This is a genomic window from Microbulbifer maximicatervae (SeqCode) (assembly GCF_056231245.1).
The window spans coordinates 3,367,163-3,390,139 of the sequence record NZ_CP174334.1 but is presented as its reverse complement, the minus strand read 5'-3'; the positions used below and the strand labels follow the sequence as shown (position 1 = coordinate 3,390,139).

The window sequence follows — 22,977 nt, the reverse complement described above, 5'->3', positions numbered from 1 at the left end:
ACCACCTCACATACAGGACACCGCAATGCAAAAAATAGGTTTTATCGGCTGGCGCGGCATGGTCGGCTCGGTATTACTGGAGCGCATGCGAGCAGAGGATGACTTTGCCCATATCGCCGACCCGGTTTTTTTCTCAACTTCCAACGCCGGAGGCACGGCGCCGGACATCGGCAGGCCCCTGCCGCCACTGGGCGATGCTTACGATATTGATGCACTGAGACAGCTGGATGCGATTGTCAGCTGTCAGGGTGGCGATTACACCAAGGAAGTTTTTACCCGCTTGCGAGAGGCCGGTTGGCAGGGTTACTGGATTGATGCGGCTTCCAGCCTGCGAATGCAGGACGATGCTGTGATCGTGCTGGACCCGGTTAATCGCGATGTGATTGATCGCGCGATTGATGCCGGACAGAAAAACTTTATCGGCGGCAACTGCACAGTGAGCCTGATGTTGATGGCTCTGGGTGGACTGTTTAAGGCGGGCATGGTCGAGTGGGTTACCGCCATGACTTACCAGGCGGCCAGCGGTGCCGGTGCGCGCAATATGCGCGAGTTGATTGCGCAGATGGGTGCGCTGCGCGATGGTGTGGCAACAGAGCTGGCCGACCCCGCCAGTGCCATTCTGGAGATTGATCGCAAAGTAGCAGCAGATATGCGTTCAGCAGAATTCCCCACCGCAGAATTTGGCGCGCCACTGGCAGGCAGTTTGTTGCCCTGGATCGATACCCAGTTGGAGAATGGCCAGAGCCGCGAAGAGTGGAAGGCGCAAGTTGAAGCAAACAAGATTTTACAGACCGAAACCCCGATTCCTGTGGACGGCACTTGTGTACGTATCGGTGCCATGCGCTGCCACAGCCAGGCTTTCACCATAAAATTGAAAAAAGATTTGCCACTTGCCGACATTGAACAATTGTTAAATGGTGCCAACGACTGGGTAAATGTGGTGCCCAATGAGCGTGAGGCTACGGTGCAGAACCTGACGCCAACAGCAGTTACCGGAAAGTTGGATATTCCTGTTGGTCGACTGCGTAAATTGAGCGTTGGTCCAGAGTACTTAAACGCCTTTACTGTAGGGGATCAGCTGCTTTGGGGCGCCGCAGAACCCCTGCGCAGAATCCTGCTGATTTTACTCGGCAAACTGTAACTGGTACGAACCTGAGTAAGTCCTCTACTAAGAGTGGAAATAGGCCACTTTAGTGGAGGACTTTTTGCCAAGCTGTGAACTTCTTCGCGTAAAAAACGGCTACTGTTTGTCATAGCGCCTTTTTCGAATTTTCCCCACGGGTATAATCGCCCCTCATTTTTCCCTTTCCAATTCAATGAAGTGATTTGCCATGTCCGAAGCCACCCGCGAACTGGTCATTGTCGGTGTTGATAACGCCGCCTTTGGTCCCCTGCTGGAAGTACTCGAAGAGCGTGAAGTAATTTCCGCCGAGCAGCTGAGTTTGCTGGAGACTGACGAACGGGAAGTAGACCCCCAGGTATTTGCCAATCGCAATATTCCGGTGGAGTCCCTGGAGAAATTTACATTTAACGATAAGCAGGTCGTGATTCTGCTGAGCGCCGGCGAAGCCGTTGAAGCTGCCATGGCTGCCGCAGAGCAAAATGGCGCCTGGATTGTAGACGTGGCCAACAACACCCGTGGCGATGAAAGTGTTGCCCTGGTACACCCAATGTTTAACAGCGGTGAACTCGCTTCTGCCGAGCGCCGCGTTGTTGCGCTGCCAAGTGCCGGCGCCTCCATGGTGGCGGAAGCCCTGGCGCCCCTGAAAGATAAACTGCAAGCGGTAGAGGTACAGCTCAATCAGCCGGTGTCTGCTCTGGGCAAGGCCGCAATTGATGCGATGGCGGCACAAACCGCGCGGATGTTTAGTGGGCAGGACGCAGAAATTGATCCTGAGATTGGCCACCGATTGGCGTTTAACCAGCTCAGTGCCTGCGAGGCTCTGCTCGCCAGTGGCCACACCCTCAGTGAGCTGACTTTGGTTCACGACCTGCGCCGCTTATTTGGAGACGCGGTAGCAGTCGATGCCAGCATCAACACGGTCTCTGTTTTCCACGGTCAGCTAGCTAATTTGGGCGTCGCTTTAACTGAAGATGTCGATCTGGAAAAAGTGCGTGCGCTGCTGGCAAATGGCGCTGGTCTCAAAATGGCGGAGCAGCCCTCGGCAGAAAGTGCGGTGGGCAGTGACGTGACAATCATCGGCCGTTTGCGCCAAAGTCTACTCAACAAGCGACAGTTAAATCTTTGTGCGGTGTCTGACAACCTGCGTAAAGATGTAGCAATAAACTGTGCACAAATTGCCCACTTGTTGCTAAAAAACTACTGATATTTAATACTTAGCGGCCATAGTGAAGGTGTAATCTTAACTTTGGCCTGGCTGAGACTGGCGAAAAATTCGCCATAGTTGGCGGCTGCCTAAACGGCGGCTAATTAGTTGAACGATTACCGTTCAGTAATGGGGATATTCTGAAGGCGCGCTTTTCGGAAACCCTGGGAAGGTTCTAACAATAAAGGGAATCGGATATGCGTGTGCGTAAGTTGGCACTTGCAGTTGGTCTAGTCGGTGCACTGGGAAGCAACGCGGCTCTGGCGCTTGGACTAGGTGAGATCAAGCTCAACTCGACCCTTAACCAGCCTCTCGATGCGGAAATCGGACTGCTGCAGACTCGCGGTTTGGAAGATACCGAAATTAGGGTTCGCCTCGCAGGTCCTGAAGAATTCGAACGCGCTGGTGTCGAGCGCTCTTACCTCCTTACATCTTTAAGTTTTGAAGTGGACTACTCCGGTGGCAAGCCGGTTATCCGCATTTCCAGTCGCGACGCCATTCGCGAACCTTTTTTGAATTTCCTGGTTGAGACTCGCTGGCCCAGTGGCCGTCTACTGCGCGAATATACGCTGCTAATGGACCTGCCGGCGTTTTCCCCAACGGCTGCGCAGCAACCCGTGCGCGCAGCTGAGCGCGAGCGGCAGCAAGTGCGTCGCACAGCCCCAGTTCAGCAGCCCCAGCCTCGCACAACACCGGCCCCGGCTGTTCGCCAGGCACCGGCCGAACCAGCCCCAACTGAAAGGACTGCCCCAGAAACTCGTGAGCCCGCTCGTCCGCAGCCACGCTTTACGACTACAGACACCAGTGAGAGCAACAGCCAGGTATATGGCCCGGTAAGTTCCTCCGATACGTTGTGGGAAATCGCGCTGCAAAATCGTGCCAGTCGCGAGTTCTCTGTTCAGCAGACCATGCTGGCGATTCAAAGGCTGAACCCAGAAGCCTTTATTAATGACAATATCAACCTGTTGAAGAAAGGTGCCGTACTGCGCCTGCCCAACAGCGAGGATTTGCGCACTCTGACTATGACGGAGGCGATTTCTGAGGTGGCTCAACAGAATGACTCCTGGCGCCAGCGCTCCGAAGTGGAAGTGGCTACCGGCGCACCGCTGGATGCCCGTGCGGTTGAGGAGGAGTCCTTTGTCAGCGAAACGGTTGAAGGACGCGTTAGCTTAGCCGCTCCGGGAGACAATGAGTCCGTTACCTCCGGTTCTGGAGTCGGCACTGATGACAGTGAGGCGCTGGAAGGCGATCTCACAGTAGCTGAGGAAGAGCTGGATAAGTCCAAGCTCGAAAACACTGAATTGCGTGAACGTATCGCCGAGCTCGACGAGCAAATCGATACCATGGATACGCTGATTGATGTTTCCAATGAGGAATTGGCTGCGGTGCAGGCCGCCGCGGAGCAGTCAGACGTGTTGCTCGACCCCACTGAGGCGGATGGCGTTGAAGTAGAGTCTTTAGATGACAGCCTGACTGTTGAAGACAGCGAAGAGTTTGATGTTGCTGCTGATACGGAAGAAGAAACTGTTGAAGCCGAACCAGCTCCAGCAGAGGCGCGTAACCGTGTAGTTGAAGTTCAAACCAAGCCCAAGCCAACCTTTATGGAGCAGCTGGCCGATAACGGAATGCTGATTGGCTTGGGTGGTGCGGGTCTGCTGGCCGCTATATTTGGCCTGTTCACCTGGCGTCGCCGCAAGGCTGAACAAGAGGCGCAGCAGGAACTTGAACAGCAGATGGCTATGGAACAAGAGCCGCTGGATATTCCTGAGGATATTGCCGAACCCGATGAAACTCTCGCTGCAGTTGAGAGCATGGAGGCAGACGATACCTTCGATCTGGGCGATCTCGGCGATGTAGGCACTGATGACCCAATTTCTGAAGCGGAGATTCACCTGTCCCTGGGGCAGTATGAGGAAGCGGAAAGCAAGCTGCTGCTGGGCCTGGAAAAGGACCCGCAGGTAGTCGATGCGCGCCTGATGTTGATGGAGGTTTACGCCCACAACCAGGACGTTGAAAAGTTTGACGATCACTACCGCCAGCTGCTTAGCATCAGCGACGGTCCTGCTGCCGATCGCGCCGCCCGCCTGCGTGAATCCATTGCTGGTGCGCCGGATTTTGAAGCCCCAGCTATGGGTCTTTCCAATGAGTCCTTCGAAGCGGCGCAGCTCGACGATATCGGCGCGGCCCTGGACGATGACTTCACCAGCGCCGAGCCGGGACTGGTTGGTAGCGGTGACGCGCTGGAGCCGGATACCTCTCTCCTCGATGACCTGACTATGGATCTGTCATTGGATGAGGAAAGCTCTGATTCTGAGCAAGAGCTGTCCCTGGATCTGGAGTTGGATAGCAGCTTTGAAGAGCCGTTGCAGGCGAGCGCAGATCAAAGCGAGTCGCTGGATACCGAGTTCAATCTGGATGATTTGGACCTGGACAGTGCTCTAGACGGAGACAGCCAAGAAGTTACTGCTGAGGTATCGGAACCAGAAGTTGAAAGCGATTTAAATCTTGATGAACTTGATTTGGGTGAGTTGGACCTGGGTGATCTGGGCTCAAGTAATCAAGAGCCCGCTTTGATTGAAGACGATTTGGGGCTTGAGCTTTCTGATAACACAGAAGAGAGTGTCGATGCTCCAATAGAATTCGATACCTCTGATTTGGATCTGGATTCCCTCGACTTGGAGCCGGCGGCAGAAGAAAACTCTGAGGCCTCAGTTGAGGCCCAGCTGGAAGAAAAGGCAACTACCAGCGGTGGTTCCGTTCCGGGTTTGGATTTTGAGCTGGATCTTTCCATGATGGAGGAAGAGATTCAGCCCCAGAAAGAAGAAGAGATTTCGGTTGAGCTGGATACGGCCTTTGAATTGGATGATGCTCTGGAGCTGGATTCCGTTGACAGCGGTTTGAGCGAGGAGATCTCCCTGGCAGAAGGAGTCTCCTCTGCCCAGGAGTCTGCAGAAGAGTTATCCATGGATGACTTCTCTGATGGCGATCTGGAGATGATCGGCGGCGACTTGGATTCCGACCTGGATCTTGACGGTATCGACCTGGATGATATTGCTGCGGATCTCAACGCAACTGAGCAGCCCTCGGCAGAGGTAGCCGCGGCCAGCAGTGAGCCGGCAGCAGATTTATCCCTCGATGCTGACTTGGATACTCTCGATGCTGCAGGTATGGAGCTGGCCGGGGCTAGCGACCTGGACTTCAATGCGGATGCAATCGAAGAGGAGTTTTCCCTGGAGGATGAGCTGGCTCTCATCGATGAATCCACTGAGGGTGATTTGACTCTTGAGCCAGAACCCCTGGTTGAAGCTAAGCCTGAAGCGACAGAGCAGGTTGAGGCGATTGTCGAAAAGCCGTCAGATTCTGACTTTGGTGACCTCGACTTCAACCTGGAAAGCGACCTCAATTCAGAGTTGAGTTTGCTGGAAGGCGGCGATGAGATGGCGACCAAGTTGGAGTTGGCTCAAGCTTATATGGATATGGGTGACGAAGAGGGCGCTAAGGATATCCTCAAAGAGGTAGCCCAGGATGGTGGCGGTGAACACAAAGACCGCGCCGAGGAAATGCTGGAGCGGATGGTGTAAGCTAGCAGCGTATTCCGTTTTTGAAAAAAACCTCGCACTGGTTGCGAGGTTTTTTTATGTTTACCGGGAAGTTCCCGGCAGTGATTTTTACCCGGCGCAGTCGCAGCGGGGAGAGCAAGTGGTTTTGGTGATATGAGTCAGGTGACGCAGAGGGAATATATTTACAAGCCCAATGGGGAGGTCCCTGAAGGTGAGGGGCTGCCCGAAGGGCTGCGCCGCATAGCCCTGGGCGTTGAATACTGCGGAGCCAAACTGCACGGTTTCCAGAAGCAGAAGTCTGCATCGGAGACTGTCCAGGCTTATCTGGAGCGGGCTTTATCCACTATTGCAGCGGAGGATGTGACCTTGGTTTGTGCCGGGCGTACTGATGCGGGCGTTCATGCTACCAATCAGGTCATTCACTTTGATACCCGAGCGCAGCGCCCGGACCGCGCCTGGGTGCAGGGAGTTAATACCAAGTTGCCGGATTCAGTGCGGGTGCGCTGGGCTCGGGAAATGCCGGCGCAGTTCCATGCACGTTTTTCCGCTCACGCACGCAGTTATCGCTACCTGATCCACAGCGCACCGACCCGCTCGGCCCACAGCGCCGCTGAGGTAACCTGGACCCAGCACTCACTGGACTTGGAGGCGATGAGTGAGGGAGCCAGCTACTTGATTGGCCGCCACGACTTCACCAGCTACCGTGCCTCTCAGTGCCAGGCCAAGAGCCCGGTGCGCGAAATTACCCGCCTGGATATTGCTCCAGTGGGTCAGCTGGTTGCCTTGGAAATTAGTGCTAACGCATTCCTTCACCATATGGTGCGTAATATCACCGGGGTTTTGATGGCTGTGGGGCGAGGTGAGCGTCCACCAATTTGGGTAAAAGAGGTGCTGGATCAGCGGGACCGCTCCGCCGGAGGCGTGACTGCACCGCCGTTTGGCTTGTATCTCGTTGATGTGCGCTATCCGGATCATTTCCAGCTTCCCCAATGTGAGCCTGGGCCACTGCTGGTGCCACAGCCTTTGGGTGCTTTGCTTTCCAGTTAGACTGCTGAATTTTTCGAGGCTAAAGCAAATCTGGGAGAGGGCGTGCATTTCGCGCCTTCTGACTATCTGCTAGTATCCGTCGTTCCCTCTTTTGATCGGCCAGCCGGCTGAGTCCAGGTTACACGATGCAAGTAAAAATATGCGGCATCACTTGTATAGAAGATGCTCTGATGGCTGTAGATGCGGGTGCCGACGCGTTGGGCCTGGTATTTTATAAGCCGAGCCCGCGCTATATCGATCTTGATATGGCAGCTAAAGTTGCAGCAGCAGTTCCCCCATTTGTCACCCTGACGGGGTTATTTGTCGATGCGGCACAGAGTGAGGTGGACGCTGTACTGGAATCGGTGCCGCTCAACCTGTTGCAATTCCACGGCGATGAAAGAGCCCGTTTCTGCGAACAATTCCGGCGCCCCTATATCAAAGCGTTGCGGATGAAAGATGACCTCGATGTCAAAGCCGCAATGACTGAGCACCCCAAAGCCCGGGGTTTTCTATTGGATGCCTACAGGCCTGGTGTCCCCGGTGGTACCGGAGAGACTTTTGATTGGGACAGGGTTCCCCAAGATAGCAGCCGCCCGATTGTCCTCGCCGGTGGCTTGAATCCCGCGAATGTAACCGCAGCAGTAGAAGCTGCGCGCCCACAGGGGGTGGATGTGAGCGGCGGTGTAGAGTGGCAGCCGGGACGCAAGGATCGAGAAAAAGTTTTTGCGTTTGTCAGTGCGGCGAAGAGATAGATTTAGAGGCGGTACCGGAAGTGCCGCCCGCCGGCTTGGCCGGCGCGGGCCAGTAAATACCAGCAGATCGACGCATCTGCGCCAGTATTTTCTGGCGACGTTTGAATAGTTCAGGAAGAGCTAGGGCTAATAGTATTGAAGCGGCACAGGGAAGTGTCGCCCGCCGGCTTGGCCGGCGCGAGCCAGCAAATACCAGCAGATCGACGCATCTGCGCCAGTATTTTCTGGCGACGTTTGAATAGTTCAGGAAGAACTACGGCTAATAGTATTGAAGCGGCACAGGGAAGTGCCGCTTGCCGGCTTGGCCGGCGCGAGCCAGTAAATACCAGTAGATCGACGCATCTGCGCCAGTATTTTCTGGCGACGTTTGAATAGTTCAGGAAGAACTACGGCTAATAGTATTGAAGCGGCACAGGGAAGTGCCGCCCGCCGGCTTGGCCGGCGCGAGCCAGCAAATACCAGCAGATCGACGCATCTGCGCCAGTGTTTTCTGGCGACGTTTGAATAGTTCAGGAAGAACTATTCAAACAGTAGGTAAACAGAAAGAAAGTTTTAACCCCACGTGACCCACGGAGTATGAGTGTGAGTAAGCCAGGTGCTATCGATTTTTCCACCTTCCCGGATGCGAGCGGACATTTTGGTCCCTACGGCGGTCGCTTTGTATCGGAGACGCTGATCAGCGCATTGGATGAGCTTCAGGCAATGTATAGCCGCCTGAAAGATGATCCGGATTTTGTCGCTGCCTTTGATCACGATCTGGCGCACTACGTAGGCAGGCCATCGCCGCTGTATCTTGCTGAGCGACTGACTGAGCAGGCGGGCGGTGCGCGAATCTGGCTTAAGAGGGAAGACCTGAACCATACCGGTGCGCACAAGGTAAATAACACGGTGGGCCAGGCACTGCTGGCCAAACACAGCGGTAAGACCCGTGTTATTGCCGAAACCGGCGCTGGTCAACACGGTGTGGCTACGGCAACCGTGGCGGCGCGTCTCGGTTTGCAGTGTACGGTTTATATGGGTGCGGAAGACGTTAAGCGCCAGTCCCCCAACGTATACCGTATGAAGCTGCTGGGGGCAGAAGTGGTGCCGGTGGAATCCGGTTCCAAGACCCTAAAGGATGCCATGAATGAAGCCATGCGCGATTGGGTAACCAATGTCGATAATACTTTCTACATTATCGGCACTGTGGCTGGTCCTCACCCTTATCCGCAATTGGTGCGCGACTTCAACTCTATTATCGGCCGTGAAGCCCGTCGCCAGAGTTTGGAGCGCTTTGGCCAGTTGCCCGATGCGCTGGTGGCCTGCGTCGGTGGTGGTTCCAATGCGATCGGCCTGTTCCACCCGTTCCTGAATGACGCTGAAGTGAAAATGTTTGGTGTCGAAGCCGGCGGTGAAGGCCTGGCTTCCGGTAAGCATGCTGCACCACTGAATGATGGTATTCCCGGTGTTCTGCACGGTAACCGCACCTACCTGATGGAGGATGATGACGGCCAGATTATCGAGACTCACTCGGTTTCTGCGGGGCTCGACTACCCGGGTGTTGGCCCCGAGCACTCTTGGCTGAAAGATATCGGCCGGGTGGAATATGTCACCGCCGATGATGATGAAGCCCTGGATGCCTTCCGTCGACTCACTCGCACTGAGGGTATTTTGCCGGCATTGGAATCCAGCCATGCAGTCGCGTACGCGCTCAAGTTGGCGGCTTCCATGAGCCCTGAGCAGAATGTCCTGGTAAATCTCTCCGGCCGAGGCGATAAGGATATTTTCACCGTTGCCGCTATCGACGGTATCGAGGTGTAGCAATATCACCGCCCGCCTCTGAGGCGGGCAAAATGGGTGAAGATCAAATAATTGAGCTGGCTTTCTGCCAGGAGTAGCTCAGGGAATAGACTGTGACAGAACAAAATAGAATTGATCGCCGCTTTGCCAAGTTGCGCGATGAGGGCCGCAAGGCGCTGGTAACTTATATTGTCGCCGGCGATGGCGGCTTGGAAAATACTGTGCCGTTGATGCATCAGTTGGTGGCCAGCGGGGCCGATGTTATTGAACTGGGGGTGCCATTTTCCGACCCCATGGCAGAGGGCCCGGTAATTCAGAAAGGGCATGAGCGCGCACTGGCCAATGGGGCTTCGCTGCGCAAATGTTTGGCATTGGTGAAAGAATTTCGTCAGTCGGATAGTGACACCCCGGTAATCCTGATGGGCTATGCCAATCCGATTCAGCGTATGGGTGAACTGGAGTTTGCTGAAGCGGCGTCCACTGCGGGTGTCGATGGTGCCCTGACCGTAGATCTGCCAGCTGAAGAGTCCGGTTCCCTGAATGCCTTTTTGGCGGAGCGCAACCTGCGCAATATCTTCCTGCTGACGCCTACCACCACTGAAGAGCGTATTCGTGAAATTACCGATGTTGCCAGTGGCTTTGTTTACTATGTATCCCTGAAAGGGGTTACCGGAGCAGGCCACCTGGATTTGGATTCAGTGCGTGACAATCTGGACCATATTCGCCAGTTTACCGATCTGCCCTTGTGTGTTGGCTTCGGTATTAAAGATGGTACCTCGGCCCGCCAGGTCAGTGCCCATGGCGACGGTGCTGTAGTCGGTAGCGTGCTGGTGTCGGCAGTAGATGCGGCGGCAGACCTGGAAGCCGCTAAAACGGCGGTTGGAGCTATTGTCAGCGAGATGCGCGAAGCCCTGGATCGCTAAAAGCAGCTATAGGTCTAAGCACAAAGCTGGCCAGAAAGCCAAAAATAGCGGCTGATCTGGCCGGGTTTGTTGTTCAGCTTAGTGTTTTAATTCCTAGCCTGAAACCCACTGGTCGGTAAAATGTGCCGGCCCAAAGAAAGCCTCCGGATTTGGAAACGAGATGAGCTGGTTAGAAAAAATTGTCCCTGCGGTAATTCGCACAGAGCGTCGCACCGGCAGCAGCAAGGTCCCCGAGGGGGTTTGGAAGAAGTGCGTCAAATGCGATGCGATGCTTTATCGCCCGGAGCTGGAACGCAATCTGGATGTGTGCCCCAAGTGCGATCACCACTTTAGAATCGGCGCCCGTCGCCGCCTGGATATCTTCCTCGATGAGGAAGGTCGTGAAGAGCTGGCCACCGATGTGCAGCCGGTTGATCGCCTGAAGTTTAAAGACGTCAAAAAATATAAAGACCGATTGGTACAGGCACAAAAATCGACTGGTGAGAAGGATGCCCTGATCGCCATGCAGGGCAGCCTGAATGGTGCCCCCCTGGTAGCGGTAGCATTTGAGTTCGCTTTCCACGGTGGCTCCATGGGCTATGTGGTCGGCGAGCGCTTTACCCGTGCCGCTCAGCGTGCCTTGGAGCAGCGTATCCCGCTGGTTTGTTTCTCTGCTACCGGGGGTGCCCGGATGCAGGAGGCCCTGATCTCCCTGATGCAGATGGCCAAAACCTCGGCGGTGCTGGAAAAAATGAAGATGGCCGGTGTGCCATATATCTCCATTATGACTGACCCGGTATACGGTGGTGTTTCCGCATCCCTGGCCCTGCTGGGTGATATCAATGCGGCGGAGCCCGGAGCGCGCGCTGGTTTTGCCGGCCCGAATATTATCGAGCAGACCATTCGCCAGAAATTGCCGAAAGGTTTCCAGCGCAGTGAGTTCCTGCTGGAGCACGGCGCAATTGATATGATTATTCCTCGCAAGGAAATGCGCTCTACAGTGTCCCGCATATTGGGTAAACTGACCGGCAACTGATTTCCATTCCCTTGGGGTAATGCTGTGATCAGCTTAATTTCCGCTGATTGCAGCCCCATCATCGATGTTTTCAACTATGCCTTCACTGCAAGATTGGCTCTCCCGCCTGGAGCAGCTACACCCTTCCGAAATTGAATTAGGTCTTGAGCGCGTCGCGTCTGTGGCCGATGCACTGGGTATCCAGAAACCGGCACCGACAGTAATTACTGTGGCGGGCACCAATGGTAAGGGTTCCTGCGTGGCGACTATGGAGGCGCTGCTGTGTAAGGGAGGGCGCTCCGTAGGCGCTTACAGTTCCCCACACCTTCTGCGCTTTAACGAGAGGGTGCGTATCGGGGGTGAAGAGGTTGCCGATAAAGATCTCGTGCTGGCGTTTGAGGCTATCGAGGTTGCTCGCGGTGAGACCAGCCTGACCTATTTTGAATACACCACCCTGGCGGCGCTCTGGTTATTTCAAAGGGCAGGCGTCGAGTTTGCACTTCTGGAAGTTGGCCTGGGTGGACGCCTGGATGCAGTTAACCTGGTGGATGCGGATCTCGCTATTATCACCAGTGTTGCCATTGATCACGAGGACTGGCTTGGCAGTGACCGGGAAATAATCGGCCGTGAAAAAGCCGGTGTCCTGCGTGCTGGGGCGCCTTTTGTCTGTGCTGATAGCAATCCCACCCAATCTGTGCTGTCTGCGGCAGAAAAATTGTCCAGTTCCAGTTACTTTATGGGTCAGGATTTCTCTCTTAACTTGGGAGAGGGTAAAAAAGAACTTTACCGTTTTGGTGAGTTGGAACTTGCGATCCCCCCGATCAGCCTGCCGCGCCCAAGTATCGCTGCTGGGATTACCGCGCTGGCTCTGCTCAATGTATTGCCCCAGGGTGGGATCGAATCTGCACTGGCTGAAATTGCCCTGCCTGGGCGCTGTCAGCAGGTTCAATGGCAGGGGTGTAACTTGCTGTTGGATGTGGGGCACAATCCGGCAGCGGCCGAACACTTGGCTAAATGGCTTGCAGATCACCCTGTAGATGGTGAGACCCATGCGCTGGTAGCGGCCATGGCCGATAAGGATTTGGTGGGACTCTTCGCGCCTTTGCGGGATGTGGTGGATGCCTGGCACCCCGCAGAGTTACCGGGCAATAGCCGCGCTGCGAGCGGAGAGACCTTGCTGGAAGGTCTGGCCGCAGCAGGTGTTGAGGCAACGAACGCCAATAGTCGCTGTCCAAGCGTCGCCGATGGTTTACAACAGCTGCTGCCGACCATTGGTCCACAAGACAGGTTGCTTGTATTTGGTTCCTTCTTTACTGTGGCTGAGGTTCTGCAGCAGATGCGAGACGAAGGTAATGGAGAATTGCGAGGGTAAACCCTCCCGCCGAGGGCGATTGAACGACGGATTTAAGCAGCGCATTGTCGGTGCGCTGGTTTTGGCTGCGCTTGCCGTTATTTTCTTGCCCAGCCTGTTGGACCGGGAGGCCGCAGGCAATATCAGTGAAACCAGCCAGATTCCGGCGGAGCCGGATATACGCCCTATTGAAATTGCCGAGCCGCAACCGGTAGCGGATGCTATGCCTGCACCGGCGCCGGGTGAGGCTTTCCAGCCGGACCTGCCAGAGAACTTCTCCAACCCGAAGGCACCAGTAGCTGATGAGGGGGAGGGGCGGTCAGAGATCGCCAAGAGTGATGAGCCGGAGGAAAAACTGGCCGCGCCGAAGAAGGGAGCCTCGCCCCTTGTGGATGCCTATGGCCTGCCTGTGGCCTGGGTGGTTCAAGTGGCTTCCTACCGGGATGAGTCCAATGCGGACAAGCTGCGTTTGCGCCTGATGAACGAGGGCTACAGTGCCTATACTCGGGCAGTGGATACAGACAAGGGTCGCCTGGTGCGGGTCTTTGTTGGGCCAAAGGTCAACAAGGCTGATGCCCATCAGCTGAAAAAAGAACTGGATACCCTTCTGAAAGCCCAGACTCTCGTGCTTCAGTTCAAGGCCTGATCGGGCCTTTGGCTTCAGGTTGCCACCATTTCAGTCCGAGGAGGATGGTGGCAACTTGCTGGCAGACTTCCACTTTGCACTTTTATTCGCAATTAACCGATTGCCACTGCGCCAAACGTCCAGGGAAAGCGGTACTAAAAGTAATAAATTCCAATCGGTTGGCCTACGGCTTCACGCGCTTAGTCCCTTCAGTTAGAATGCGCGCTCTTCGCGGCAGCAGCCGCCACGCAGGTAGGATTGAATGAATTGGGCTGACTGGATCATTCTGGCTATTGTGGGTATCTCCACGCTTATCGGCCTTAGTCGAGGTTTCATCAAGGAAACCTTGTCTCTGCTTACCTGGATTGCCGCCTTTATCGTCGCCATGATGTTTCGCGACCAGCTGGCGCCAATGCTATCCAACCTCGTCGACACCCCCTCCCTCCAAATGATTGCAGCTTTTGGCATCCTGTTTATCGGCACCTTACTCGCTGGCGCCGGTCTCAACATGGTGCTTTCTGCCTTTGTTGAGGCAACTGGGCTATCCGGTACAGATAGAGTGCTGGGAATGGCGTTTGGCTTGGTGCGGGGAGCCATTGTCGTGATGGCGCTGTTGATCCTGGCTCCGGCATTGGTGCCGGTGGAACAGGACAGCTGGTGGAGTCAGTCTGTTCTGATTCCCCATTTCCTCGAGTTTGAGGATAGTGCGCGGGAGCTGGCGGGCTCCGTTAAGGAATTCTTCGTAAAGTTGTTTTAAATAGAGCGCCAAAAGCGCTCTTCTCGAGTCAATAGGGTCAAATATATGTGTGGTATCGTCGGTATCGTCGGTAAGAGTGACGTCAATCTGCAGCTCTATGATGGGCTCACTCTGCTACAGCACAGGGGACAGGATGCCGCCGGTATCGTTACCTGTGACGATGATCGCCTGAACCAGCAGAAAGCCAATGGTCTGGTTCGCGACGTATTCCGCGCGCGCCACATGGAGCGTCTGAAAGGCAATTTTGGTATTGGTCACGTCCGCTACCCCACTGCCGGCAGCTCCGGCCCGGCGCTGGCTCAGCCGTTCTACGTGAACTCTCCCTACGGCATCGCCATGGCTCACAACGGCAACCTCACCAATGTGCACGAGGTGGTCGATGAGATCTTCCAGCAGGACCTGCGCCATATCAATACAGATTCTGATTCGGAAGTGTTGCTGAACGTGTTCGCCCACGAGCTGCACAAGTTGCACAAGCTGCAGCCGAAAGCCGAAGATATCTTCAGTGCGATGCGCTCTGTACATAAGCGCGTGCGCGGCGCCTACGCTTGCGTTGCCCTGATTGTCGGTTACGGTATTGTTGCTTTCCGCGATCCCAACGGAATTCGCCCACTGGTTTACGGCAAGCGTGAAACCGAGAAGGGCACCGAATATATGGTGGCTTCCGAGTCCGTGGCTCTGGACGTACTGGGTTACACCTTGGTGCGCGATGTCGCTCCTGGCGAAGCGCTCTATATCGAGCTGGATGGCACTGTGCACTCCGAGCAGTGTTCAGATAACCCGTCTTTGACTCCCTGTATTTTTGAGCATGTGTACTTTGCCCGTCCTGACTCCATTATGGATGGCGTATCGGTACACAAGGCGCGTTTGCGTCAGGGTGAGCATCTGGCGGACAAAATTCTCAGCATGCGCCCGGATCACGATATCGACGTGGTTATCCCGATCCCGGATTCTGCCCGCACAGCAGGTCAGACGGTAGCCCACCGCTTGGGGGTGAAATTCCGTGAAGGTATGGTGAAGAACCGCTATATCGGCCGGACCTTCATCATGCCCGGTCAAAAGCAGCGCAAGAAGTCGGTTCGCCAGAAGCTCAACGCCATCGAGCTGGAATTCCGTGGCAAGAATGTGTTGCTGGTAGATGACTCCATTGTGCGCGGTACTACCTGTAAGCAGATTATCCAGATGGCCCGCGATGCCGGTGCTGCCAAAGTGTACTTCGCCAGTGCTGCCCCTGCGGTAAAATACCCGAATGTCTACGGTATCGATATGCCCTCCGCCACTGAGCTTGTGGCTCACGGTCGCACCACCGAGGAAATCTGTGAGGAGATTGGCGCAGACTGGTTGATCTACCAGGAGCTGGAAGATCTGGTAGTCAGCTCCAGCGGCGGCAAGCAAAAAATTGATCGCTTTGATTGCTCTGTATTCGACGGCAATTACATCACCGGTGATGTGGACGAGGAATACCTGAACGACCTGCACGCTCAGCGCAATGATACGGCCAAGCGTAAAAAGGCCGACGCCAACGCTTTGTAATTCGTCCTTGGGGGAATATCTAAATATCCCTTACCTGATTTGGCGGGCGGCAAAAAACCGTTTTTTGTAGCCTGCCAATAGTAAAAAAGCGTAAGCGTCCTTTTCTCGCGGCAGAAGAGGGCGCCAGTTAAGATCGTTTCGGTTAAGATGACTGCTTCCAAAAATACTGACCAGGAAGCGGTATATGTTTGAAGACGACGGTTACGCTCTGGAAACCCTGGCGGTGCGCGCCGGCCAGGTTCGCTCACCGGAAGGAGAGCACTCCGAGGCACTTTACCTCACCTCCAGTTATGTTTTCCCCTCCGCTGCAGAGGCTGCTGCGCGCTTCTCTGGCGAAAGCTCCGGCAACGTCTACTCCCGCTATACCAACCCCACAGTACGCACTTTTGAAGAGCGCATCGCTGCTCTCGAAGGCGGTGAAGCTGCGGTAGCCACTGCTAGCGGCATGGCTGCCATTCTCAGTATTTGTATGGCGTTACTGAAAAGTGGCGACCACGTTATCTGTTCCCGCAGTGTTTTCGGCACAACTACGGCTTTATTTGGCCGCTATATGGAAAAGTTCGGCGTGCGGGTGAGCTATGTCGATTTGACCGATATGGATGCCTGGAAGCAGGCCGTAGATGGTTCCACCAAGCTGCTGTTTATGGAGACGCCTTCCAACCCTCTGTGTGAAGTAGCCGATATCCGCGCGTTGGCACAGGTCGCCCACAGCGCTGGTGCCATGCTGGTTGTCGATAACTGTTTCTGTACCCCGGCACTGCAGCGACCTCTATCCATGGGCGCCGATATTGTGGTGCACTCCGCAACCAAATTCCTCGACGGCCAGGGCCGGGCCCTGGGCGGTGTTGCTGTTGGCCGCAAGGATGTAATGGATGAGTTGGTGGTTTTCCTGCGCACTGCTGGACCGAGTATGAGCCCGTTTAATGCCTGGGTATTCCTCAAAGGCCTGGAAACTTTAAAGCTGCGTATGCAGGCGCATTGCACCAATGCACTCGACTTGGCTTGGTGGCTCGATGAGCAGGAAATGGTGGAGAAGGTGAATTACACCGGCTTGCCTAAACACCCCCAACATCGCCTTGCTCGGGAACAGCAGGACGCTTTTGGCGCAGTGCTGAGTTTTACTGTGCGCGGTGGTCGCGAAGCTGCCTGGAAAGTGATCGACAATTGTAAAATCCTCTCCTGCACCGCCAACTTGGGGGATGCAAAAACCACTATTGTGCACCCTGCCACGACAACCCACGGCCGCCTTAGTGATGAAGATAAGGCTCGCGCCGGAATTACCGAAAATTTGATTCGTGTTTCGGTAGGGCTGGAAAATGTTGAGGACCTCAAGCGCGACCTGATGCGTGGATTATCCCAGTTATAAGCGCGCCCAGCTACCTATGATTATTAGCGGACAGTGAAATACTGTTCGCTGCTTCCGGTAGTGTTTGCATTTTGTCGCGCCCCTGTCGGTGTGCAGAAATAGCCCCCTTTAGAAAAATTGAGCAGTAATGGATTTGCCGTGCAAAAAATAGTTTCCGCCATAGTGTCTGATATCGGCAGCGTTTTATTAGGTAAAGAGCGCCAGGTGAAGTTGGCGTTGGCCTGTTTGTTATCAAAAGGCCACCTGTTGATCGAAGACCTACCGGGTATGGGTAAGACCACCTTGGCCCATGCACTCGCACAGGTGCTGGGGCTAACTTATAAGCGGGTGCAGTTCACCAGTGATATGTTGCCGGCGGATATTCTTGGTGTTTCGATATTTGATCGGGAGTCCAGCCAATTTCACTTTCACGAGGGACCTGTGTTTAGCCAGGTGTTATTGGCGGATGAGATTAATCGCTCATCGCCAAAGACCCAGAGTGCGCTGTTAGAAGCTATGGAAGAGCGCCAGGTGAGTGTCGATGGCGAGACCCGCACACTGCCCCAGCCATTTTTTGTGATTGCCACGCAAAACCCGATGCAACAATCGGGCACCTTTGCATTGCCGGAATCCCAACTGGATCGCTTCCTTATGCGTATCAGTCTCGGTTATCCCACCCGGGAGGCGGAGCGGGCTTTGTTTATGGGGGCCGATCCGAGGCAGCAGCTGGCGAAATTAAAACCCAGAATTGATATTGCCACACTCGGAAAAATGCAAAGCCTGGTTGGACAGGTGAAAACTTCTGACAGTCTGTTGGATTACCTGGAGCGACTGGTTTTGCAAACCCGCCAGAGCCCGGATTGCGCAGTGGGTTTATCACCCCGAGGCGCTTTGGCCCTTTTGCGCGCAGCCAAAGCCTGGGCGTTGATTCACAATCGTGGCCATGTTTTGCCTGAGGATATCCAGGCTGTGTTGCCGGCGGTGGCAGGACATCGATTACAGAGCGATGGCAGCAACGGCGAGCAGTTGGTTGAGCGTCTGATGCGCCAAGTGGATGTGATTGCGGCCTGAGTCGATGAGTGTAAGTCACCCCCAACGTCGGAACCCTTCCCGCAATCCGATACACCTGCTGGTGGAATATTGGCGCAACCTTATGCAGCGCTGGCTTAGTCGCCGGGCACCGCGGGCCCGAGCGATTACCTTGAACCACAGCCGATTATTTATCCTGCCCACGCGCGCAGGCTTAGGTTTCCTAATAGTGGTGGCATTATTGTGGTTGCTGGGCACCAATTATGAAAACAATCTGGTTTTCGCTCTGACATTTTTGTTGGTCAGCATTTTGGCGGTGCTACCACTACACACCTTTGCCAATTTAAGTGGCGTGCACTTGCGCCTTGTGGATACCCGAGCAGCTTTTGCTGGTGATTTTGCCGAGGCGGAAATTAATGTCAGTTGTGAGGGCAAGCGGGAGCGGGAATGGCTCGAGCTGAGTTGGCCACCGGAGCAGGGCAGTCGCGTGGATTTGTGCGAGCAGAAAAGTGCGGATATTTGTATCTCTATGCCGGTAGTAAAACGTGGGCGAGTGCAGGCACCTCGGTTGAGGGTTGAAAGTCGTTTCCCTCTCGGGTTATTTCGCTGCTGGAGCCGCATTGACCTGGATGTTGAATTTTTGGTTTACCCCCGTCCAATTTCTGTGGGCCCTTTACCGTTAGGAGAGACTGTTGCCGAGGGGGAGTTCGGTGAGGTGAAGCGGGGGGGAGATGATTTTGCAGCGCTAAAACCCTATCAAGCGGGTGACTCGTTACGCCATGTAGCCTGGAAGCAATACGCGGCCGGGCGCGATCTTTACAGTAAGGACTATGAGCGCAAAACTGACACGCGCTTGTGGCTCGACTGGGGTTTACTCGATGGTAGGGATATAGAGATGCGTCTGAGCAATCTCTGTGACTGGACCCTACAAGCGGAAAAGCAAGGCATTGCATACGGTTTGTGCCTGCCTGGCATTTCAATAGAGCCTTCGCTCGGTCCCGAGCATCAGCAGCAGGTCTTGCAGGCATTGGCCCTGTACCCCGGGCGAGGCCAGTGATGATTGCGAATAAGGATTTATTGCCCAGGGAAAGTTTGCTGTGGATTTTTGCTGCCCAGTTTGTCGCCCTTTTGCCGCAATTCACAATGCTGCCACTGTGGGTGGCTTTTGCCTGGGCCTTTGCGGTTTATTGGCGCCTGGAAGTCTTTCGCGGGCGCAGGGATTTACCCGGCCGCGCTCTTAAACTGACAGTGATTCTATTGACGGTGGCGGGACTGGCTCTGTCCTATCGGCGCTTGTTTGCTTTGGAGCCGATGATTGCACTCTTGGCGCTGTCATTCACCCTGAAAAATCTCGAACTGGTCAGCCGCAGGGATGCCTTTGTCAGTCTACTGCTGGCCTACTTCGTAGCCGCCACTCTGTTTGTGCAAGAGCAGACCATTCCCTATGCACTTTACGGTTTACTGAGTGTGTTGGTAATTACTGCAGCCCTGGCGGCGCAGCTGGGACACTTTAGTGCGCGCCCGCGCCGGGCTCTGGGATTATCCCTGCGGTTGGTGGCACAGGCCACGCCGTTAATGGTGTTGTTGTTTTTGGTGATGCCTAGGCTGGGGCCCCTTTGGTCTGTGCCGCAGAATACCTCCGCTGGGCGTACCGGTGTCAGTGATTCGATGGCCCCGGGAGACTTTACTGAGCTTTCCAAATCCAGCAAGCCGACCTTGCGTATCTCCTTTGATGGACCAGTGCCCCCGCCAGAGCAGCGCTACTGGAGGGGCTTGGTGTACTCGGAATTTGATGGGCGTACCTGGCGCCAGGGCTATGGTGTTGACCCTCGAAATGGCGGGCGAGTGTATTGGAGAAGTGGTGAGCAGGTGCTTCCGCAAGTGGGTCCCCGTTATCGCTACCAGGTTATCCAGGAAGCGAGCCGCAGCCCTTGGCTATTCGCTATGGCAAAACCGGCTTCAGAGAGCGCGGGTGTGGGAGAGACAGCGGATGATCGCCTGGTAAAACGGACCCCGGTTTTCAACCGCTTTTCTTACCAGGTAAGTTCCTGGCCGAGAGAAACCCTGTCACTCAGTGCTACTCTCAGCAATGCGGAGCGGCGCAGGAATTTGCAACTTCCCAGTTTCGGCAATAGCCGTACTCGTCAGTGGATGGCTTCCCTACGAGATCAGGGGCTCAGTGCTGAGGCGGTTTCCTCCCAGCTGCTGTCGCACTTCCACAGTGCTTTCACTTATACCCTGAAGCCTCCAGCACTGGGCGGCGATACTATTGATGAGTTTCTTTTCGATAGCCAGCAGGGCTTCTGCGAGCACTTTGCCGGTAGTTATGTGTTTGCTATGCGCGCAGCGGGGATACCGGCGCGAGTAGTGGCTGGTTACCAGGGCGGTGAGTGGGTCAGTGGAGAAGAGTACTTATTGGTGCGAGAGTACGACGCCCATGCCTGGGCAGAAATTTGGCTCGACGGCCAAGGCTGGCAGCGTGTAGACCCCACAGCGGCAGTAGCTCCGGAGCGGGTGCGCGACGGTCTGGAGAGTGCGGCGGGTGAAGAGTTTATGCAGGACTCCCTATTTCCCTTGCACCGTATCGGCATTCTCAGCCAGTTGCGCTTACAGTGGGATATGATCAACTACCGTTGGTATCAAACCGTAGTGAGCTTTGATGCCGATCGACAGCAGAATTTGTTACAGCGGCTATTTGGTGATCTGTCTCCAATGCGTATCGCCCTATTACTGGGGGCGCCGATTCTTGTGCTTTTGTTGGGGATCAGTTTATGGGCGGCCCGCTCCGCAGGAGGACCCAAGTTGGCGCCTGCGGAGAAGCTCTACCAGCGCTTTTGCCGGCGCATGGCCCGCAATGGGGTCCAGCGGCATTCCGGTGAGACTGCAGGATCCTATGCCCGCCGGATTGCCGAGGAAAAACCGGAGATGTCTGGTTATGCCGCAGCAGTGACAGAGGCTTTTGAGTCTGCCGCCTATGGTGGTGATGGCTCTGGGCTAAGAACACTTCGAAAGCTATCAAGCTGGTATTTCTGGTTGCGGCACTCGGCAAATATGACGCCGCACAAGCGTGAGTTGGCAGGTTATTAATCATTGAGTTATTTCGTATCTAGAATGCCAACCCAATTGCAAAGATTTCTGCTGGGCTATAGCGGCACCTCCCTGGCAACCGGGTTGCAGGTGATATTGCTGCCCTGGATCGCACTGACGATCGTGGATCTTCCCGCCCTGCAATTGGGGTGGATTCAGGCATCAGTATTGCTGCCAAACCTGGTATTCCTGTTGTTTGGCGGCGCTTTGGCGGATAGGCGAGATCCGGCTCTGGTGTCGGCTCTGGCCTGCTTGGGCCTGGCGCTTTGTCATACCGCATTGCTGTTGTATTTCACCTTCCATGTCCTGAATTTATCCACCTTGATGGTTTACGGAATTTGCCTGGGGGTGTGCAGCGCTTTTTTACAGCCGGCACGGGACAATCTGGTGCAGCGCAGTGCCCGCAACCGCAAGGGGCAGGCCACTGAGCGAGGCGTGCAAAAAACCGTAACCTGGATGATGTTGGCGCAGTACGGCGGCCAGGCAGTGGGTATGCTGCTAGCGAGTCGATTTGACCAGTGGGGCTTGCAGCACTTGCTGGGTGTACAGATTGCCGTTGTGCTAGTGGCTTCATTATTGCTTTTCTCCTTGCGCCAGCCTCAAGAGCGTCAAAAGACACCAGAGAAGCGACCCCATACCCTGATTCTGGATGGTCTCAGTCAGGCATGGAAACACCCGGTTTTGCGGGAGCTGACCGCATTGATGGCATTCAATGGCTTTGTGCATATCGGGGTTTTCCTGGTGGTCTTACCGCTGCTGGCTGCGGACTACGGTCGCGGTGCCGGTTACTACGCGACCCTGCAGCTGGCATTTATAGCGGGCACGGTGATCGCGACGGTGACTATGTTGAGACGGGGGCAGGGACAAGAGCCAGGGCGGGGAATTTTGATGTGCTTGCTTTACAGCGCAGCACTCTTGATTGCTATCAGCCTGGGGCCAACAAAGTTTGGCTTGATTCTGTTGTGTCTGTGTTGGGGGGCGGTTGCGGCAGCCTCCGCAGGGTTGGGGCGAGGCATTGTGCAATTGCTGGCGCCGGCGGATTATCGCAGTCGCATCATCTCCATTTATCAATTTGCCCTGTTTGGTTCTGCGGCGCTGGGAGCCCTGGCTGCGGGTGTTTTGAGCGAGGTTGCAGCGCCTCTGACGACACTATTGTGGGCGGGAATCCTGAGTTTATTGGCATTCGCACTGGTTGCCCTGAGTGGGGCTCTACGGCAGGTTAAAATTTCCGATAGCGAGGTTTAGGGAGCCTCTGAATAGCTCCGTGATACCTCTGGCATGCAGAGCGGTTCACAATCAAGGCGCGGCTTTGCAGGAATGTCTAGACCTTTCAAGAAGTCGCAACGCGGAGTGTGAATCGCTCTGCAAGCCCCGAAGGGCGGGCCTTGAAGGCCGCATCTGCTGCGTTGCAGCTCTTGCAAAGGGCTACGGCCATTCGCGGCGAGCTGCGCCTAACATCAGCACCCTTCAAGACCCGCAGAGGCATTACGGAGTTATTCAGGGGCTCCTTAGGAATCCCGCAACGACCAAATCCGGTTGAGCCACCATATATTTAACAGGGAACTGCGGTTATGGAGGTGGGGTTTGGTATCAGTAACAAGTGCCAAATGGTCACAGAGAGTCACGACAAACAGCCATGCGCTGGACCTTGAAGCCGGTGTATTTAGCCTGGATGATCCAAAAGCGATAGCCAAATCCCTGAAGAGTGCAGCAGAGGCCAGTCAGCAGCGCAAATCAGAGCCTTTCCGTTCAGCCATGTCTATGCTCACTTTTTATATCAATCGTGCGGGTCACCACTTACCTGCGCGCAGGCGTAGAATCCTGGAGGCTGCGAAAAATGAATTGCGTGAGCTTTATGGGCGCCCGCGCCGGCATTGAGCCGACGC

The 22,977-nt window shown here is 55.1% G+C and carries 18 protein-coding genes; all 18 read left to right on the top strand.

What is annotated here, in order from left to right:
* The first annotated feature begins 25 nt into the window (after nt 1-25).
* Nucleotides 26-1,141: an aspartate-semialdehyde dehydrogenase gene (gene asd, locus ACJJIS_RS14785; RefSeq protein ID WP_445360075.1), complete on the top strand. Its 1,116-nt coding sequence runs from the start codon at nt 26-28 to the stop codon at nt 1,139-1,141.
* Nucleotides 1,142-1,331: 190 nt separating this feature from the next.
* On the top strand, nt 1,332-2,327 hold the full coding sequence (locus ACJJIS_RS14780) for an Asd/ArgC dimerization domain-containing protein (RefSeq protein WP_444905931.1): 996 nt from the start codon (nt 1,332-1,334) through the stop codon (nt 2,325-2,327).
* Between the two features lie 197 nt (nt 2,328-2,524).
* Nucleotides 2,525-5,908 (top strand): motility hub landmark protein FimV, encoded by a 3,384-nt coding sequence (locus tag ACJJIS_RS14775; protein WP_475708421.1) that lies wholly within the window; start codon nt 2,525-2,527, stop codon nt 5,906-5,908.
* A 132-nt stretch (nt 5,909-6,040) separates the two neighbouring features.
* The gene (truA, locus tag ACJJIS_RS14770; protein ID WP_444915960.1) at nt 6,041-6,934 is read left to right on the top strand and encodes a tRNA pseudouridine(38-40) synthase TruA; all 894 of its coding nucleotides are present in this window, start codon (nt 6,041-6,043) and stop codon (nt 6,932-6,934) included.
* Nucleotides 6,935-7,059: 125 nt separating this feature from the next.
* Nucleotides 7,060-7,668, top strand: coding sequence for a phosphoribosylanthranilate isomerase (locus ACJJIS_RS14765; RefSeq protein WP_475708420.1), 609 nt, complete (start codon nt 7,060-7,062; stop codon nt 7,666-7,668).
* A gap of 576 nt (nt 7,669-8,244) precedes the next feature.
* Entirely contained in the window at nt 8,245-9,468 is a 1,224-nt protein-coding gene (gene trpB, locus ACJJIS_RS14760; protein WP_108732438.1) for a tryptophan synthase subunit beta, read from the top strand.
* A 92-nt stretch (nt 9,469-9,560) separates the two neighbouring features.
* Entirely contained in the window at nt 9,561-10,370 is an 810-nt protein-coding gene (gene trpA / locus ACJJIS_RS14755; protein ID WP_413664953.1) for a tryptophan synthase subunit alpha, read from the top strand.
* Between the two features lie 160 nt (nt 10,371-10,530).
* The gene (gene accD / locus ACJJIS_RS14750) at nt 10,531-11,385 is read left to right on the top strand and encodes an acetyl-CoA carboxylase, carboxyltransferase subunit beta (RefSeq protein ID WP_282931874.1); all 855 of its coding nucleotides are present in this window, start codon (nt 10,531-10,533) and stop codon (nt 11,383-11,385) included.
* A gap of 76 nt (nt 11,386-11,461) precedes the next feature.
* Nucleotides 11,462-12,736, top strand: a complete 1,275-nt coding sequence (folC, locus tag ACJJIS_RS14745) for a bifunctional tetrahydrofolate synthase/dihydrofolate synthase (protein WP_475708419.1) — start codon at nt 11,462-11,464, stop codon at nt 12,734-12,736.
* Complete coding sequence (locus ACJJIS_RS14740) at nt 12,717-13,361, top strand: SPOR domain-containing protein (RefSeq protein ID WP_444957140.1); 645 nt, start codon at nt 12,717-12,719, stop codon at nt 13,359-13,361. The genes folC and ACJJIS_RS14740 overlap by 20 nt, the downstream gene beginning before the upstream one ends.
* 241 nt (nt 13,362-13,602) lie before the next feature.
* The gene (locus tag ACJJIS_RS14735; RefSeq protein ID WP_282931877.1) at nt 13,603-14,097 is read left to right on the top strand and encodes a CvpA family protein; all 495 of its coding nucleotides are present in this window, start codon (nt 13,603-13,605) and stop codon (nt 14,095-14,097) included.
* Between the two features lie 45 nt (nt 14,098-14,142).
* Nucleotides 14,143-15,630 carry an amidophosphoribosyltransferase gene (gene purF, locus ACJJIS_RS14730; RefSeq protein WP_282931878.1) on the top strand — a complete coding sequence of 496 codons (1,488 nt, stop codon included), beginning with the start codon at nt 14,143-14,145 and terminating at the stop codon, nt 15,628-15,630.
* Between the two features lie 184 nt (nt 15,631-15,814).
* Nucleotides 15,815-16,996 carry an O-succinylhomoserine sulfhydrylase gene (locus ACJJIS_RS14725; protein WP_444916538.1) on the top strand — a complete coding sequence of 394 codons (1,182 nt, stop codon included), beginning with the start codon at nt 15,815-15,817 and terminating at the stop codon, nt 16,994-16,996.
* 138 nt (nt 16,997-17,134) lie between these two features.
* Entirely contained in the window at nt 17,135-18,046 is a 912-nt protein-coding gene (locus ACJJIS_RS14720) for an AAA family ATPase (RefSeq protein ID WP_445363692.1), read from the top strand.
* 4 nt (nt 18,047-18,050) lie between these two features.
* Entirely contained in the window at nt 18,051-19,061 is a 1,011-nt protein-coding gene (locus ACJJIS_RS14715) for a DUF58 domain-containing protein (RefSeq protein WP_475708418.1), read from the top strand.
* Nucleotides 19,061-21,091 carry a transglutaminase TgpA family protein gene (locus ACJJIS_RS14710; RefSeq protein ID WP_475708417.1) on the top strand — a complete coding sequence of 677 codons (2,031 nt, stop codon included), beginning with the start codon at nt 19,061-19,063 and terminating at the stop codon, nt 21,089-21,091. The genes ACJJIS_RS14715 and ACJJIS_RS14710 overlap by 1 nt, the downstream gene beginning before the upstream one ends.
* Nucleotides 21,092-21,127: 36 nt before the next feature.
* Entirely contained in the window at nt 21,128-22,336 is a 1,209-nt protein-coding gene (locus tag ACJJIS_RS14705) for an MFS transporter (RefSeq protein ID WP_475708416.1), read from the top strand.
* 339 nt (nt 22,337-22,675) lie between these two features.
* Entirely contained in the window at nt 22,676-22,969 is a 294-nt protein-coding gene (locus ACJJIS_RS14700) for a DUF3175 domain-containing protein (RefSeq protein WP_475708415.1), read from the top strand.
* The last annotated feature ends 8 nt before the right edge of the window (nt 22,970-22,977 follow it).

What these genes read in the sequence shown, in the direction of transcription:
- ACJJIS_RS14725 (WP_444916538.1), top strand. Translation starts at nt 15,815, where the DNA reads ATGTTTGAAGACGACGGTTACGCTCTGGAAACCCTGGCGGTGCGCGCC.
- ACJJIS_RS14735 (WP_282931877.1), top strand. Translation starts at nt 13,603, where the DNA reads ATGAATTGGGCTGACTGGATCATTCTGGCTATTGTGGGTATCTCCACG.
- asd (WP_445360075.1), top strand. Translation starts at nt 26, where the DNA reads ATGCAAAAAATAGGTTTTATCGGCTGGCGCGGCATGGTCGGCTCGGTA.
- ACJJIS_RS14780 (WP_444905931.1), top strand. Translation starts at nt 1,332, where the DNA reads ATGTCCGAAGCCACCCGCGAACTGGTCATTGTCGGTGTTGATAACGCC.
- ACJJIS_RS14765 (WP_475708420.1), top strand. Translation starts at nt 7,060, where the DNA reads ATGCAAGTAAAAATATGCGGCATCACTTGTATAGAAGATGCTCTGATG.
- ACJJIS_RS14715 (WP_475708418.1), top strand. Translation starts at nt 18,051, where the DNA reads ATGAGTGTAAGTCACCCCCAACGTCGGAACCCTTCCCGCAATCCGATA.
- ACJJIS_RS14775 (WP_475708421.1), top strand. Translation starts at nt 2,525, where the DNA reads ATGCGTGTGCGTAAGTTGGCACTTGCAGTTGGTCTAGTCGGTGCACTG.
- purF (WP_282931878.1), top strand. Translation starts at nt 14,143, where the DNA reads ATGTGTGGTATCGTCGGTATCGTCGGTAAGAGTGACGTCAATCTGCAG.
- ACJJIS_RS14740 (WP_444957140.1), top strand. Translation starts at nt 12,717, where the DNA reads ATGGAGAATTGCGAGGGTAAACCCTCCCGCCGAGGGCGATTGAACGAC.
- accD (WP_282931874.1), top strand. Translation starts at nt 10,531, where the DNA reads ATGAGCTGGTTAGAAAAAATTGTCCCTGCGGTAATTCGCACAGAGCGT.
- trpB (WP_108732438.1), top strand. Translation starts at nt 8,245, where the DNA reads ATGAGTGTGAGTAAGCCAGGTGCTATCGATTTTTCCACCTTCCCGGAT.
- ACJJIS_RS14710 (WP_475708417.1), top strand. Translation starts at nt 19,061, where the DNA reads ATGATTGCGAATAAGGATTTATTGCCCAGGGAAAGTTTGCTGTGGATT.
- truA (WP_444915960.1), top strand. Translation starts at nt 6,041, where the DNA reads ATGAGTCAGGTGACGCAGAGGGAATATATTTACAAGCCCAATGGGGAG.
- folC (WP_475708419.1), top strand. Translation starts at nt 11,462, where the DNA reads ATGCCTTCACTGCAAGATTGGCTCTCCCGCCTGGAGCAGCTACACCCT.